Here is a 15,306-nt window from a genome sequence, read left to right as displayed (position 1 = left end):
GGTCAGTACACCCAGCGGTAGGCCGCCGCCACCCGCGCGTCGTCCAGCCCCTCGACGGCCGCCGCCTCGCCGAGCCGTACGGCGGTCACCGCGTCCGCGAGGACGGGGCCCAGCGCGGCCCGCAGCACCTGGTCCGCCCGGAACTCCCGGGTGGCCTGCGGCAGCGACTGCGGCAGCCGCCGTACGCCGAGGGCCGCCGCCTCGTCCGCGCCGTACCGGGCCGGGTCGCCGGTGATCTCCTCGGGCAGCTCCAGCCCCTCGGCCAGACCGTGGAGGCCCGCGGCGATGACACAGCCGAGGGCGAGATAGGGGTTCGCGGCCAGGTCGACCGGTTTGACCTCCAGATTGGCGTCCTGCGCGCCGTGGCCCGCCGTGCCGGTGACCATCCGCAGCGCCGCCTCGCGGGTCTCCCGGCCCCAGCACGTGAACACCCCGGCCCACTGGGACGGTTTGAGCCGCAGATAGCTGGCCGGGCTCGGCGCGGTCACCGCCGTCAGCGCGGGGAGGCGGCCCAGGATCCCGGCCGCGAAGGACTCCGCCTCGGACGTCATGCCGTACCGGCGCGCGCCGCCCGCGTGCAGATTCGTATCGCCACGCCAGCAGGACAGATGCAGATGGCCGCCGTTGCCGACGCCCTCCGCGAACACCGCGGGCGCGAACGACACCCGCAGGCCGTGCCGCTGCGCCACCGCCCGGATCGTCTGCCGGACCAGCACGCTGCGGTCGGCCGCCGCCACCGGGTCCAGCGCGCCCACCGAGACCTCGAACTGCCAGGACGCGGACTCGGGATGGAGCTGGTCGACGGCCACGTCCTGCGCGGCGAACGCGGCCAGCAGATCGGCGGTGTAGTCGCTCAGCTCCACCTGACGGATCGCTCCGTAGGCCGGTCCTGACGCCGCCGACACGAACTCACCGGCCGGCGCCGAGCCCAGCCCGACCGCCCACTCCACCTCGATCGCCGCCTTGAACGCGAGGCCGTGGTGCTGCGCCGCGTCGGTGACGATCCTGCGCAGAAAGGTTCTGGCACAGCAGGGGTGCCGGGCGCCCTCCTGGGTGATCCGGTCCACCGGCGCCCACGCCCAGCCGGGCTGCCCGGCCAGCGCCACCAGCTGGTCCAGGTCCGGAAAGAGCCGCAGATCACCGTCGGGGGAGCCGAGGACGTCGGTGGTGACGATCGAGCCGTCGGCCAGGAAGGTGTCGAACACCGGGGACATGCCGACACCCCAGGACACGGCCGCCTCCAGCCGGGCCGTCGGAATCGTCTTCACCCGGCAGACGCCCGCGGTGTCCACATAGGCCAGCACGATCCCGCGCACGCCCCGCGCCGCCAGGTCCGCGGTGAACCCGGCGACCCGGCGCAGATCCTCCGGGCGCCCGCCGGGCACGGGGTCGGCAAGGGTGGTCATACGTCCTCCTCGGCTTGACTCCTCCCCGGCGGGTCCGCGCGGTGCCGGCGCGTCAGGGTTTCACGGCCACGGCGCCGAACTGCGGCACCGCGGCGGCGGACGCCGACCCCGCACGCCACTGCGAGCAGGGCACCAGGCCCGGCTCGACCAGCTCCAGACCGTCCAGGAATCCGGCGATCTCCGCGCGGCTGCGGGCGGTGATCGGCGGGGTGGCGTTGGCGTTCCAGAACTCCATCGCGGCCACGTTGCCCTCGCCGCCCACGTCGGCGTCGTAGGTCGGATGGGTGAGGACGAGATGGCTGCCCGAGGGCAGCGCCGCCATGAGCCGGCGCACGATGTCGCCGGCCTCGTCGGTGTCCAGGACGAAGTTCAGGATGCCCAGCATCATCAGCGCCACCGGCCGGGTCAGGTCCAACGTTTCGGCGGCGCGCTGCAGGATGCCGTCCGGGTCGCGCACATCGGCGTCCACATAGTCCGTCGTGCCCTCGGGGGAGCTGGTGAGCAGCGAGCGGGCGTGCACCAGCACGATCGGGTCGTTGTCGACGTACACGATCCGGGACTCGGGGGCGATCCGCTGCGCGATCTCGTGGGTGTTGTCCACGGTGGGCAGTCCGGTGCCGATGTCCAGGAACTGCCGTATCCCGCGCTCGGCGGACAGGAACCGCACCGCCCGGGCCAGGAACTCCCGGTCCGCGCGGGCCACCGCCCGGATCACCGGGAACATCCCGGCGACGTGCTCACCGACCCGCTGGTCGACCTCGTAGTTGTCCTTGCCGCCGATCCAGTAGTTCCACACCCGGGCGTTGTGCGCCACGGAGGTGTTCAGCTTCGCCGGTCCGGCTGCCGGGGACTGGCCCTCGGTCACGTCGCCGCCCTTCTCCGGTTGCGGTCCTCCGCCGTCATTGTGCCGCCGGTCGATCGCCCTGTCCCGGGAACCGCGCACCATGGGCGGTTCGGGGCGGCTCCGGGACGCCCCGGTACATAAGGAACACTGGACCGGTACGCCGTCCCCGACCGGAAGCAGGACATGCCCGCCACGCCCACGCCCCTCCTGGACCTCCCCGGCCTGCCCGCCGGCCCCGCCGACATCCGGCTGATCGTCACCGACATGGACGGCACCCTGCTGGACGACGCCAAGCGGATCCCCGACGGGCTGTGGCCGATGCTCGCCGAGCTGCGCCGGCGCGGGGTGCTGTTCAGCCCGGCGAGCGGCCGCCAGTACGCCACGCTGGCCCGGCAGTTCGCGGACGTCGCCGAGGGCATGGTGTTCATCGCGGAGAACGGCACATATGTGGTCCGCGACGGCGTGGAGCTGAGCAGCGACATCCTCGACGCCTCGGTGGCCGCCGGCGTGGCGAGGACGGTACGGCGGCTGGTCGCGGACGGCGTGGACGTCGGCGCCGTGGTGTGCGGCAAGCGGGCGGCGTACGTCGAGCGGACCGACGAGGCGTTCCTGGCGGAGGTGCGCAAGTACTACGTCGAGCACCGGATCGTCGAGGACGTCACCGCCGTCGACGACGATGTGATCAAGGTCGCGCTGTTCGACTTCGGGCCCGCCGAGCACTCCACCGCCCCGGCCCTCGCCCCCTTCGCCGGCACCCACCAGGTCGTCGTCTCCGGCGAGCACTGGGTCGACGTCATGAACCGCACCGCCGACAAGGGCACCGCCCTGCGGGGCCTGCAGCGGGCGCTCGGCATCACCCCGGCGCAGACCATGGTCTTCGGCGACTACCTCAACGACCTGGAGATGCTCGACGCGGCCGACTGGTCGTTCGCCATGGCCAACGCCCATCCCGAGGTCGTCCGCCGCGCCCGCCACCTCGCCCCGTCCAACAACGACAACGGCGTGCTGCGGACCGTCTCCCGCGTCCTCGGCCTGTGACTCGGCTGCCGGGGCGGGCCGCGTCCGTGTCAGGGCTTGCGGCCCACCGCTCCGTACAGTGACACGGGGCCCGCGCCGTCCGGGGGCTCGGTGGGGCGCCAGTCGGCGACCGGTACGACGCCCGGGTCCAGCAGATCGAGTCCCTCGAAGAAGGCGGCCACCTCGTCGCGGGAGCGCGCGACCAGGGTCACCCCGCCCGCCGCGTACGCGGCGATGCCCTTCTTGACGTTCTCCGGTTCGAAGTCGGCCGTCATCGTCGACAGCACCAGGCAGCTGCCCGGCGCCAGTGCGTCCAGCAGCGTCGACACCACCGCGTGGGCGCCGTCCTCGTCGGCGACGAAGTGGAGCAGCGCGATCAGGGACAGGGCCACCGGACGGCCGAAGTCCAGGACCTGGGCGGCCTGTTCGAGGATGGCACCCGGATCGCGCGCGTCGGCCTGCACATACTCCGTCACGCCCTCGGGTGTGCCGCGCAGCAGCGCGTTCGCGTGGGCCAGCACGATCGGGTCGTTGTCGACGTAGACCACCCGCGCGTCGGGCGCCACGGACTGGGCTATCTGGTGCAGGTTCGGCTCGGTCGGTATGCCGGTGCCGATGTCCAGGAACTGGCGCATGCCGTCCTCGGCGAGCGTGCGCGTGGCCCGGTGCATGAAGGCGCGGTTGGCGCGCGCGGCGCGGACGGCTCCCTGGTCGATCTCCGTGATGCGGCGGCCGAGTTGCTCGTCGACGGGGTAGTTGTCCTTGCCGCCGAGGAACCAGTCGTACACCCTGGCCGGATGCGGTCGCGTGGTGTCTATGTACTGCGTGGCCGGCTGGGTCCCCGTCACGTGCTGCTCCTCCGCTCGGCTGGTCACTCCGACGTGCGAACAGCAGTTTGACACGGCTCCGACTCCTCGCGGGCTTCTCTCACCTGCCGGGCGGTCCAGCCGGTCCGATCAGCTGGGGAGCGACCGGTCCAGGAAACGGATCACCTCCGCGAAGACCTCCTTCTTGTCGATCTCGTGGAACACCTCGTGCCGTGCCCCGGCGAAGATCCGCTCGGTCGACCGGCCGCCGGCGAGCCGCTCGACACCGATGCGGCTGCCGGGCAGCGGCACCAGCCGGTCGTCGTCCCCGTGCAGCCACAGCAGCGGCAGCGGGCCCACGTCACCACCCTGCTCGACAGCCCGAAGGGTCCGCGCGAACGCCTCCACCGTCGGCCGCTTCATCGGCCCGTGCCACACCAGCGGATCGGCGGTGTAGGCGGCACCGACGGCCGGGTCCCGGGAGAGCGCGGCCGGGCTGATCGGCGTGTCCGGGATCTCGGGAAGGGCCAGCAGCCGCCCCGGCAGCTCCCAGGCGCCGATCACCGGCCCGGACAGGATCAGCGCGCTCAGTTCGGCGCCGTACCGCTGGGCGTAGCGGGCCGAGATCAGTCCGCCCATGGAGTGGCCGACCAGGACGAGCGGCAGGCCGGGGTGCGCGGCCCGGGCCAAGTCCGCCACGCGGTGCACATCGGTGACCACGTCCTCGAAGTCCTCGATCACCACCCGCTCCCCGGCCGACCTGCCGTGGCCGACGTGGTCGGGCCCGTACACGGCCGCCCCGTGCCCGGTGAGGACGGTGGCCAGCTCGTCGTAGCGGCCCGCGTGCTCGCCGTAGCCGTGCACCAGCAGGGCCAGATACCTCGGTGCCGGGTGCGGCCATTCGTGTACGGCGACCGGGCCGCGGGTGCCGTCGAGAGTGCGCTCGCGCACGTGGGGCATGTCTCCTCCGGCTGACTCGGTGAACGTCTCCGGGGATCTTCCCAGCGGGCCGGTCCGAGGTCTATAGTCCAAAACTAGCAGTGCTAATTAAGTGTCCCGTAGTGTCCCGTGTCGTAGGTAGTCGTCAGTAGTCGTAGGTATAGGTACAGGAGTCGAAGCCGTGCGTCCCGTCCACTTCGCGGCCGCCCGCCGCACCCCCATCGGCAAGCTGCGCGGAGCCCTGTCCTCCGTCCGGGCCGACGACCTGGCGGCCACCGTCATCCGCCACCTGGTGGCCGAGGTGCCGGGGCTCGACCCGGCCCGCATCGACGACGTCTACTGGGGCGCGGCCAACCAGGCCGGCGAGGACAACCGCAACGTCGCCCGCATGGCCGCCCTGCTCGCCGGCCTGCCCGACTCCGTGCCCGGCGCCACCGTCAACCGGTTGTGCGCCTCCGGCCTCGAAGCGGTCACCACGGCCGCGCGCACCGTCGCCGCCGGCGAGGCCGACATCGTGATCGCGGGCGGCTCCGAGTCCATGAGCCGTGCCCCCTTCGTGCTGCCCCGGCCCGACGAGGCCCTGCCGCAGCGCATCGAGACCCACGACACCCGGCTCGGCTGGCGGCTGGTCAACCCGGCGATGAGGGAGCTGCACGGACTGCTGTCCATGGGCGAGACCGCCGAGGAGGTCGCCGAGCGCTACGGCATCTCCCGCGAGCGGCAGGACGAGTTCGCCCTGCGCAGCCACCGACTCGCCGCCGCCGCACGGAAGGACGGCCACTTCGAGGACGAACTGCTGCCGGTGGAGCGCCCGGACGGCATCGTGGTCGAGCAGGACGAGTGCGTCCGCGAGGACACCTCGCTGGAGAAGCTGTCGCGGCTGAAGCCGGTCTTCCGCCCGGGCGGTACGGTCACCGCGGGCAACGCCTCGCCGATGAACGACGGTGCGGCCGGACTGCTGCTGGTCAGCGAGGAGGCCCTGAACGAGCTGGGCCTGGAGTCCCTCGGCCGGTACGTCGCCGGTGCCTCCGCCGGGGTCCACCCCGACGTGATGGGCATCGGCCCGGTCCCCGCCACCCGCAAGGCGCTGGCCCGGGCCGGCTGGAGCGTCGGTGACGTCCAGGAGGCCGAGTTCAACGAGGCGTTCGCGGCCCAGGCCCTGGCCTGTGTCGATCGGCTCGGCATCGACCCCGACCTGGTGAACCCGACCGGCGGTGCCATCGCCCTCGGCCATCCCCTCGGCTGCTCGGGCGCCCGCATCCTGACGACGCTGCTGCACCGGATGCGGCGCACGGGCGCGGAGCGGGGCCTCGCGACCATGTGCGTGGGCGTGGGGCAGGGGACCGCGGTGCTGGTCGAGCGGCACTGAGACGTCTTCAACGGGGGCTCACCGCACGGGGATTCGGCAGCACGAGCCGCAGCAAGGAAACGGAGCAGCACTCCATGGCAACCCTGTCCGTCGCCACCATCCTCGCCGAGAACGCCAGGCGTCGTCCCAACAAGACCGCCCTGGTGGAGGGGGATCTGCGGCTCACCTTCGCCGAGGTGTGGCGCAAGGCGCTGGCCCAGGCGGGTGCGCTCACCGGGCTCGCGGTACGGCCGGGCGACCGGGTCGCCCTCATGGCCCCCAACACCGCCGAGTTCCCGGTCGCCTACTACGCGATCGCCGCGGCGGGCGGGGTCGTCGTCCCCGTGCACCTGCTGCTGTCGGCCGGCGAGGTCGAGCATGTGCTCCAGGACAGCGGGGCGGCCCTGCTGCTCGTCCATCCGGGCCAGGCGGAGACCGGACGGGCCGCCGCCGACGCCCTGGGCGTCCGAGTCGTCGTCCTGGGCGAGGAGTTCGACAAGCTCGCGGCCGACGCCGAGCCGCTGCCGTCGTACGTCAGCCGCGTCGCCGACGACCCGGCGGTGATCTTCTACACGAGCGGGACCACCGGCGTCCCGAAGGGTGCGGTCCTCAGCCACTTCAACATCGTGATGAACGCGACCGTCAACGCCTTCGACGCCAACGACATCCGCGCCGACGACATCGCCCTCGGCGCGCTGCCGCTGTTCCACGCCTTCGGCCAGACGGTGTCGCTCAACTCCACCTGGCGGGCGGGCGCCACACTCGTGCTGCTGCCCCGCTTCGACGCGGCCCGCGCCATCGAGCTGATGGTGAAGGAGGGGGTGAACACCTTCCAGGGGGTGCCGACCATGTACGTCGCCCTCGCGGCGGCAGCGGCGCAGGCGGACCGGCTGCCCGAGCTGCGTGTGTGCATCTCCGGCGGGGCCTCGCTGCCGGTCGCCGTGCTGGAGCGGTTCGAGGAGGCGTTCGGCGCGCGGATCTACGAAGGCTACGGGCTGTCGGAGACCTCGCCCACGGCCACCGTCAACCAGCCGCTGTTCGGGACGAAGCCCGGCACCATCGGCCATCCGCTGTGGGGTGTCGACGTGGAGATCGCCCGTGCCGAGGTGGAGGGCCGCATCGAGCTGCTGCCGCCCGGCGAGCTGGGCGAGGTCGTCATCCGCGGCCACAACGTCTTCTCCGGGTACCTGGGCCGGCCCGAGGCCACCGCGGAGGCCCTGGTCGACGGCTGGTTCCGCACCGGCGACCTCGGCACCAAGGACGACGAGGGCTTCCTCAGGATCGTCGACCGCAAGAAGGACGTCATCATCCGCGGCGGCTACAACGTGTACCCGAGGGAGGTCGAGGAGGTCCTGATGCGTCACCCCTCGATCGCCCAGGTCGCGGTCATCGGCCTGCCCGACGAACTGCACGGCGAGGAGATCTGCGCCGTCGTCGTACCGGCACCCGGCACCGCCCCCGACGCCGCCGCCGTCACCGACTGGTCCAAGGAGCACCTCGGCCGGCACAAGTACCCGCGCCGTGTGGAGTTCGCCGAGGCGCTGCCGCTGGGGCCCAGCATGAAGGTGCTGAAGCGGGAACTCCGGGCACGGTACGCGGAAGGGGCATAACGGGCGGCAGGGGTCACCTGGCGAGACGGTCCTTACGTCGGAGGGTTGTCAGGACATAACATCGGTCCCCGCATGAACACGATGACGCTCTGGCACATGTCCGGCTGGGGGTTCGCCGCGCTCTCCTTCGCGGCCCTGCTCGTCGGCTTCTCCAAGACCGCGGTGAGCGGGGCCAACACGGTGAGCCTCGCGATCTTCGCGGCCGTCCTTCCGGCCCGCGCCTCCACCGGCGTGCTGCTGCCCGTCCTGATCGCCGGTGACGTGCTCGCCGTCCTCACCTACCGGCGCCATGCCCACTGGCCCACCCTGTGGCGGCTGTTCCCGGCCGTCGCCGGGGGTGTCGTGGTGGGCACGCTCTTCCTGATGTGGGCCGACGACGGGATCGTACGGACCTCGATCGGCGCGATCCTGCTGCTCATGGCCGGTGTCACGGTGTGGCGGCGGCGCACGGCGGACGCCGTGGAGCCGCCCGACCCGGTCACCACTCGGACCGGCCGCGCCAAGGCCCGCTCGTACGGCGTGCTCGGCGGGTTCACCACGATGGTCGCCAATGCGGGCGGCCCGGTGATGTCCCTGTATCTGCTGTCCGCCGGATTCCGGAAGCTGGGCTTCCTCGGCACCTCCGCCTTCTTCTTCCTCATCGTGAACGTGTCCAAGGTGCCGTTCAGCGCGGGCCTCGGTCTGATCGACGGGCGCTCGCTGCTCCTTGACGCCGCGCTCGCGGTCTTCGTCGTACCCGGTGCGTTGTTCGGCAAATGGGCTGTGAACAGGATCAACCAGCGACTCTTCGAACAACTCGTGATCGCGGCGACGATCGTGGGCGGAGTGCAGCTGCTACTCCCCTAGCCCCAGCAGCGCCGGGAGGTCCGCGAAGGAGTCCAGGACGTGGTCGGGGGTGCCGCTCGCGCCGTCCAGCGTCTCCTGCTGGAACTTCCCGGTCCGCACCAGCACCCCGGTGAGCCCGGCCCGTTGCGCCGCGAGCACGTCCGACTCCACGTCGTCGCCCACCATCAGCGCCTGCCCGGCGCCGACCCCGAGCCGGGCCAGCGCCGCCTCGAAGAAGGCCCGCGACGGCTTGCCCGTCACCTCCGCCTCGACCCGGGCCGCCTTCTCCAGCCCGAGCAGAAACGCCCCCGAGTCGAGCTGCAGCCCCGCGTCCGTGCGCCAATACAGATTGCGGTGCATGGCCACCAGCCGCGCACCGCGCTGCAGAAACCCGAACGCCCGGTTGAGCGCCGCATAGCCGAACTCCGGCCCCGCACCGCCCAGTACGACCACCTCGGGATCGTCGTCCACCAGGGTGACCCCGGCGATATCCTCCGCGATGTCCCCGCTGTTCAGCAGCGCGCAGCGGGCGCCCGGGAAGTGCTCGGCCAGGTGGGCGGCGGTGACCGAGGGCGCCGTGAGGACGTCCTCGGCACCCACCTCGAAACCGGCCCCGGCCAGCGTCTCGGCGATCGACGCCCGGGTCCGGGACGTCGTGTTCGTCACCAGCGCCACACCGAGCCCGGCCGCCCGGATCCTGCCCAGCGCCTCCACCGCACCCGGCAGCGGCTTCCAGGAGACGGTGAGGACACCGTCGATGTCGATCAGCACGCCCCGCACGGACTCCATGACTCCCCTGACCTCCATGACGGCTACGAGGGCTATGACCGCTATGACGTCAGACCGTAGCGACCCGGACGCCGGAGAGGCCCGCACAACCTCGTACGCTCACCCCTATGCCCGCGCACGTCCTGATCCTCGGCGGCACCACCGAGGCCCGCCGCCTCGCCGCAGACCTGGCCGCCCGTCCCGGCGTCCGGGTCACCACATCCCTGGCCGGCCGGGTCGCCCGGCCGGGAGCGGTGGCGGGCGAGGTGCGGATCGGCGGCTTCGGCGGCGCGCAGGGCCTCGCCGACTGGCTGCGCGCCCACTGCGTGGATGCCCTGGTCGACGCCACCCACCCCTTCGCCGAGGCGATCACGGCCAACGCCGCCCGCGCGGCGGCCTCCACGGGGACCCCGCTGGTCGTCCTGCGCCGCCCCGGCTGGCGACCGGCCCCAGGGGACCGCTGGTACGACGTCCCGTCCCTGGCCGGTGCCGCCGAGGCGCTGCCCGGCCTCGGCCGCCGGGTCTTCCTCAGCACCGGACGACTGGGCCTTGCCGCGTTCGCCCATCTGACGGACCTGCACTTCGTCGTCCGCTCGGTCGAACCGCCCGAGCCGCCCCTGCCGCCGGACACCGAACTGGTCCTCGCACGCGGGCCGTTCACGGTGGCCGAGGAGACGGAACTGCTGCGCGCCCACCGCATCGAGGTCCTCGTGACCAAGGACAGCGGCGGCGAGGCGACGGCCGCGAAGCTGACGGCCGCACGCGAACTCGCCGTGCCCGTGGTCGTCGTACGCCGGCCTCCGCTCCCGCCGGGCGTGGCGGCGGTGCCCGATGTGCCGGGCGTACTGGAACGGCTCGGCCTCCGCCCCGGGTGAGGACCGACTCCCTCAGCCGGCCGACGGGCGACCAGAGTCAGCTGCTGCCCGTGTCGTACCAGCCGGCAGCGGCGGGCCCTAACGGTTCGCCGGTCACGGTTACGACGTCACGAGCACACGGGTGGACCAGTGCCGCATACGGGACGGCCCGCCCGAGTGCCGCCCGCTACCGATCGGCCGAGTTCACTGATCGCCAGGGTTCCTGCGCAGCAGATACGTGTCCATGATCCAGCCCTTGCGCTCACGGGCCTCGGCCCGCACCCGCTCGATGCGCGGAGCGGCCTCGGCGATCGGGCCGGAGACCAGGATCTCGTCCGCAGTGCCGAGGTACGCGCCCCAGTAGATGTCGATGTCGTCCCCGGCGTACTCCCGGAAGGCCTGGTGTGCGTCCAGCATCACGACCACGTCGTCCACGCCCTCGGGGAACCCCTCGGCCAGCCGCCGCCCGGTGGTGATCTGCACCGGCCGGGCCACCCGGTTCAGGCCCGTGCGATGCCGGGCGACCAGGGTGGAGACGCTGCTGATGCCGGGTATGACGTCGTACTCGAACACGACCTCTCCGCGCGCCAGCACCTCCTGGAGAATCCCGAGCGTGCTGTCGTACAAGGCCGGATCGCCCCACACCAGGAACGCGCCGGTGCCGTCCTCGCCCAGCTCCTCGGCGATCAGCCGCTCGTAGATACCGGCGCGGGCACTGCGCCAGTCCTCCACGGCCGGTGAATACGCCGGTCCGCCCGCCTTCCGGTCCCGCTCCGGGTCACGGGCCTCCACCACCCGGTACGACCCCTCGGGCAGATGCGCGTCCAGCATGTCCCGGCGCAACTGGGTGAGGTCGCTCTTCACCTCGCCCTTGTCGAGCAGGAAGAACACGTCCGTGCTCCGCAGCGCTCCGACGGCCTGCAGGGTCAGCTGCTCGGGGTCGCCCGCGCCGATACCGATGACATGAATCTTTCGCACACCCCGAGTCTGCCGCATGCCACTGACACCACGTCCATCGCCTCTGCGGGGCGCGCTGTCGTTCAGTGCGGACGTGGGGCGAGCCGGGGCGCCTCGGTGCGCGCGTCCACCGGTCCGGAGCCGTCGGCCACGCGCTGCGCCAACTCCCGCGCCCACCGGGCGAGGCCCGGCAGGTCCAGCCCGTACAGGCCGTCCGCGTCGCGGGCCACAGCCCACTCCTCGACCGCCGCCGCGCCCCGCCGCAGCAGGCGCGCCCCGCCGACGGCGTTGCCGCGGGCCGCGTGGGTGAGCCCGACCGCCAGCTGGGCCAGGCCCCGCCACAGTGCGCGCTCGTCCTCCGGGCCCGACTTCCAGGCGTCCTCGAACACCTCGTGCGCATGGAACGGCTTCCCCGCGTCCAGCAGCGCCTGTGCCTCGGTGACCGTCTCCCGAGGCGTCCGTACGACCCCCTCCGGTTGCCGGGGGACGCCCTGCGCGTCGTACGGCAGCGGCCGCCCGAGCCCGTCCCGGGGCCGCGCGCTGCGTGCCCGCCCGTCCGCGTCCCGGTCCCTGGCATCCGATGCGTCCGCGTTCGTCATACCGCCGATTGTCCCCCGCCCACGCCGGGCCCTCTTCGGCGCACCCCCGCGCGTGGGGTAAAGTTCTGTTCGCGCGATCACGCGGGCCACCGCGAGTGAGCGCATCGGGACGTGGCGCAGCTTGGTAGCGCACTTGACTGGGGGTCAAGGGGTCGCAGGTTCAAATCCTGTCGTCCCGACTTATGAGAATGAGTCAGAGGCTGTGCCGGAACAATCCGGCACAGCCTCTCTCATTTCTGGGCTTTCTGGGCTTTCTGGGCGGGCGAAAAGGTGAACTGCCCTGGGCCGAGGCGCGCTTCGGATCGAGTCGGCCGAACACAACCGCGAGCGGCTTGGCCCGGCTCACTGATCGAAGGCCCTCACTCACTGGTCGGCGTCGGGAAGCCAGGTGCTGCGCACCACCTTGTCCTCGCCCGCGCTGGCGAGATAGCGGCCGTCCGGATAGAACGCCAGGGCGTTCACCGAGCGGGCATGCCTGACGGTGAGCAGTGACTCCCCGGTACCAGCCCGCCATACGCAGACCGTGCCGTCCCTGCTGCCGGTGGCGACGAGGACGCTGTCGGGGCTGAACGCCACTGCTCGCAGACCGCTGTTGTGCTTCACCTGGAAGAGCGGGGTCCAGGCCTCCGTCTCGCTGATCCGGGCGGTACGGTCCTCGCTGCAGGTGGCGATCTTGCGCCCATCCGGGGAGTAGGCGGCACCGAGGACGAAATCGCCGTGCGGAATCCGCGCCTGCTGCCGTCCGGTGATCAGGTCCCAGACGTACGCGTTCTTGTCCTCGGACGCCGTGAGCAGCAGGCGCCCGTCCGGGCTGAAGGCGACGGCCTTGACCGCACGGGCATGGGGCAGGGACAGCAGACGGTTCCCGGTGCGTACATCCCACACGCAGGCCGTCGCATCCGCGCTCCCGGTGGCCAGGTATCGACCACTGTGGTCGAAGTCCACCGCGTTGACGAAGTGCTGGTGGGCCAGTTCGGCGGCCAGCGACCCGGTTGCCATCTCCCAGACGCGCGCAACGTTGTCCGTGCTGCCGGTCGCCAGTCCCTCGCCGTCGGGACTGAAGGCGAGCGCGTTCACCATCGTGCTCCATCCGCCGAGCCGGCGTGCCCAGGCCGGCCGGCCGGTGGTCATGTCCCAGACCCGCACGAGTCTGCGGGAGCCGGTGGCAAGCAGCCGGCCCTGCGGATGGACGGCCAGACTGACCACCCAGTGCTCGGTGTCGATCTCCGGTAGGGGGGTGATGCCCGGGGAGGGCTTCCTGCGGGGCGGCGGCGTCCCATGAGCAGGCGATGGCGAGGGCTCTGCGGCGGGCGCCTCGGTGTGCTTGGCACGCTCCGCCTCCCGCTGAAGCTCGTTGATCTCGTGGACCACGGTCCGCGCCGGAGCGGACGGTCGCGGGGAGGTGAGGTCGAAGAGCCGGGCGTCGCCGCTGCGCTGGTACAGGACGGGAGTGAAGCACTCCAGGCTGTCATCCTTGTCGGTGCGCAGCGCGATGCGGGCGGTGCGCACCGCCTCGTCGACCGGCCGGTTCGCTGCGAGAGACTGGTAGAAGGCCCGGGCGAAGAGGACGGCCGCCTTGTCGGTCACTGGGAACTGCATGGCCACGACGGCCGGCACCGTGTACTCCAGCTCGGCCGCAGTGCTGGAGAACAGATCCTGTCCGCGGGAGGTACCGGTCTCGCAACTGTTGAGCACGACCAGGCGCGGTGCCGGATCGGCGATACTGATCAGCGAGCCGAGCGCCTCGGCGTGCAGGGGATCCTCCCGGCCCTGCTCGTCCGCGAAGACGATCATCCCCTGGCGTCTGAGATCGTCGAACCTCCCGTGACCCGTGAAGTGAAGGATGTGGCAGCCGCGCAACAGGGCCTCGAAGAGATCCTGCTTGGTCTGGCCGCCCACCCACTCCAGCTGCACCACCCGCTCGTCGATCAGCGGTTTCAGAGCGGTGTCGAGGCTCTTCCGCTCGGCCTCCGCGTCCAGCGCCCCCAGCGAGCCGGGCAGGGACACCATGCCGAGGATGTGCAGCGGCGGCTCCACCCGCAGCGGTGAGACCGGCTCCAGAATCTCGACGTAGCGGATGATCGGGTGGTGCAGGCATAGGTATCCGCCGAGCTTGGCGTCGTGCAACAGCTCCCACGGCAGCGCCGCCAGTTCCGGGGAGCGGACCCGCAGCACCATGCGCAGCTTCTGCCCATGCTCCTGTGCCTTCTGCCTGCTGGAGAGGTAGAGAGCCTTGATCGCGCTCTGGAAGACGGCGTCGCACAGCATCCCCCCGACCTGTCGGGCGGGCGCCTCCAGCTCGGTCCCCGCACCCCGTGAGCGCACGGCGGACCCGAGCACCGCAGCCTGCAACGAGGGCATCCTGCCCAGCAGATCTTGCGCGTCGATCTCGGCAACCGTACGGTCCTCACCGCACGGGGATGACACCTCGATGCTGTAACCGGCGGGTGCCTCGCTCATTTCGAGGACGAAGTCGAATCCATCCGCCATGGCGCCGCGCCCTTTTCTCCCGCAGGCCGGTCAGCTTCCATCGGGGGTCTGCGAGGGCGTCGGGGGAGTGGTGTCTGTCGGCCCTGGGGGCTGTGAGGTGTTGTCTACCCAGTTGGTGAAGTCGGAGAATTTCTGTGGGTCCGATTCCTCGGCCATGACGACGATGTTGTAACGCCGGTCCGTGTATATCGCCACGGTGGAATTGCCGTCCATGTAACAGGCGTAGTCGCCGTCGGTGATCGACTGGTCACTGAGGAAGTAGGTCGTCTTGCTGCCCCTCTTGTAGTCGTCAATGGTGTTGCACTGGGTTCCTTGACGGTTCGAGGGGCTGGATTCCTGCATCCAGTACGTCTGCATGGAATTCACGTCGGGGAACATGACGTACCAGACGCTGTCCGGGACACTGCCCTGCGTGCTGCAGTCCAGCTCCACCCCTTTCTTCGGGGATTCCACGGCTTCCGTGCAGTTCAACGTGGACTTGACGTCGGGTGGAATGTGAGCCCTGAGGTCGGCCAGGGTGGGGGCGCTCTTCTCCGTCCCGGTCCACATCCCCCAGAATCCGCCCGCCAGCAGCAACACGCCGAGTGCAGCGAGCACGACGCGCGGTGCTCGGTGCATCTTGGGGATGGTCATGAGGCGGCGGGAGATGCCGCTGCCGATCAGGGCGGCAGCCAGCAGGAGAACTCCGATGACAATGAGAACGATCTCGACGGCGAGTGGCATGGCTCCGCTCCTCCGTGGGTGAAGCCGCATCATCTGCGGCCGAAACCCACCCGCCCTGCCCTCGTCTTCAGCGCACGCTGGGAAATAAGAGAACCATCAACTACCTAGCCATACTTGGTT

Annotated in this window: 14 protein-coding genes and 1 tRNA gene; 6 read left to right on the top strand and 9 right to left on the bottom strand. The window is 71.4% G+C overall.

Annotated elements, in window-relative coordinates; genetic code table 11:
- Positions 1-2: 2 nt before the first annotated feature.
- Together AB0L75_RS37980 and AB0L75_RS37975 are read right to left on the bottom strand one after the other, a co-directional pair.
- Complete coding sequence (locus tag AB0L75_RS37980; RefSeq protein ID WP_365190632.1) at positions 3-1,406, bottom strand: glutamine synthetase family protein; 1,404 nt, start codon at positions 1,404-1,406, stop codon at positions 3-5.
- 52 nt (positions 1,407-1,458) lie between these two features.
- On the bottom strand, positions 1,459-2,271 hold the full coding sequence (locus AB0L75_RS37975) for an SAM-dependent methyltransferase (RefSeq protein WP_365190630.1): 813 nt from the start codon (positions 2,269-2,271) through the stop codon (positions 1,459-1,461).
- Between the two features lie 162 nt (positions 2,272-2,433).
- Here AB0L75_RS37975 and AB0L75_RS37970 point away from each other — a divergent pair, with 162 nt between their 5' ends.
- Complete coding sequence (locus tag AB0L75_RS37970; protein WP_365190629.1) at positions 2,434-3,288, top strand: Cof-type HAD-IIB family hydrolase; 855 nt, start codon at positions 2,434-2,436, stop codon at positions 3,286-3,288.
- A gap of 29 nt (positions 3,289-3,317) precedes the next feature.
- On the opposite strand, the gene AB0L75_RS37965 is transcribed toward AB0L75_RS37970, so the two are convergent.
- Together AB0L75_RS37965 and AB0L75_RS37960 are read right to left on the bottom strand one after the other, a co-directional pair.
- Positions 3,318-4,115 carry an SAM-dependent methyltransferase gene (locus AB0L75_RS37965; protein WP_365190628.1) on the bottom strand — a complete coding sequence of 266 codons (798 nt, stop codon included), beginning with the start codon at positions 4,113-4,115 and terminating at the stop codon, positions 3,318-3,320.
- 108 nt (positions 4,116-4,223) lie between these two features.
- A complete protein-coding gene (locus tag AB0L75_RS37960) occupies positions 4,224-5,033 on the bottom strand; it encodes a lysophospholipase (protein WP_365190627.1) in 810 nt (269 codons plus the stop codon).
- A gap of 160 nt (positions 5,034-5,193) precedes the next feature.
- Between AB0L75_RS37960 and AB0L75_RS37955 the strand changes: the two genes are divergently transcribed.
- From AB0L75_RS37955 to AB0L75_RS37945, 3 genes are all read left to right on the top strand, one after another.
- The gene (locus tag AB0L75_RS37955) at positions 5,194-6,381 is read left to right on the top strand and encodes a thiolase family protein (protein WP_365190625.1); all 1,188 of its coding nucleotides are present in this window, start codon (positions 5,194-5,196) and stop codon (positions 6,379-6,381) included.
- A gap of 74 nt (positions 6,382-6,455) precedes the next feature.
- Positions 6,456-7,970, top strand: coding sequence for a long-chain fatty acid--CoA ligase (locus AB0L75_RS37950; protein ID WP_365190624.1), 1,515 nt, complete (start codon positions 6,456-6,458; stop codon positions 7,968-7,970).
- 72 nt (positions 7,971-8,042) lie between these two features.
- Positions 8,043-8,816, top strand: coding sequence for a sulfite exporter TauE/SafE family protein (locus AB0L75_RS37945; RefSeq protein ID WP_365190623.1), 774 nt, complete (start codon positions 8,043-8,045; stop codon positions 8,814-8,816).
- Here AB0L75_RS37945 and AB0L75_RS37940 read toward each other — a convergent pair.
- Positions 8,805-9,584 (bottom strand): TIGR01458 family HAD-type hydrolase, encoded by a 780-nt coding sequence (locus tag AB0L75_RS37940; RefSeq protein ID WP_365190621.1) that lies wholly within the window; start codon positions 9,582-9,584, stop codon positions 8,805-8,807. The two genes, AB0L75_RS37945 and AB0L75_RS37940, sit on opposite strands and share 12 nt — an antisense overlap.
- Before the next feature lie 107 nt (positions 9,585-9,691).
- Between AB0L75_RS37940 and AB0L75_RS37935 the strand changes: the two genes are divergently transcribed.
- Positions 9,692-10,438, top strand: coding sequence for a cobalt-precorrin-6A reductase (locus tag AB0L75_RS37935; protein WP_365190620.1), 747 nt, complete (start codon positions 9,692-9,694; stop codon positions 10,436-10,438).
- A 183-nt stretch (positions 10,439-10,621) separates the two neighbouring features.
- On the opposite strand, the gene cobF is transcribed toward AB0L75_RS37935, so the two are convergent.
- Positions 10,622-11,395, bottom strand: coding sequence for a precorrin-6A synthase (deacetylating) (gene cobF / locus AB0L75_RS37930; RefSeq protein ID WP_365190618.1), 774 nt, complete (start codon positions 11,393-11,395; stop codon positions 10,622-10,624).
- A gap of 62 nt (positions 11,396-11,457) precedes the next feature.
- Positions 11,458-11,973 carry a DUF309 domain-containing protein gene (locus AB0L75_RS37925; protein WP_365190616.1) on the bottom strand — a complete coding sequence of 172 codons (516 nt, stop codon included), beginning with the start codon at positions 11,971-11,973 and terminating at the stop codon, positions 11,458-11,460.
- Between the two features lie 105 nt (positions 11,974-12,078).
- Between AB0L75_RS37925 and AB0L75_RS37920 the strand changes: the two genes are divergently transcribed.
- Positions 12,079-12,152, top strand: a tRNA-Pro gene (locus AB0L75_RS37920).
- A gap of 184 nt (positions 12,153-12,336) precedes the next feature.
- Here AB0L75_RS37920 and AB0L75_RS37915 read toward each other — a convergent pair.
- The gene (locus AB0L75_RS37915; protein ID WP_365190615.1) at positions 12,337-14,463 is read right to left on the bottom strand and encodes a CHAT domain-containing protein; all 2,127 of its coding nucleotides are present in this window, start codon (positions 14,461-14,463) and stop codon (positions 12,337-12,339) included.
- A gap of 30 nt (positions 14,464-14,493) precedes the next feature.
- Positions 14,494-15,186, bottom strand: a complete 693-nt coding sequence (locus tag AB0L75_RS37910) for a hypothetical protein (RefSeq protein WP_365190613.1) — start codon at positions 15,184-15,186, stop codon at positions 14,494-14,496.
- Between the last annotated feature and the right edge of the window lie 120 nt (positions 15,187-15,306).

Source organism: Streptomyces sp. NPDC052101 (assembly GCF_040680235.1).
Lineage (GTDB): Bacteria > Actinomycetota > Actinomycetes > Streptomycetales > Streptomycetaceae > Streptomyces.
The sequence above is the reverse complement of the archived record's forward strand: the minus strand, read 5'-3'. Positions and strand labels throughout refer to the sequence as shown.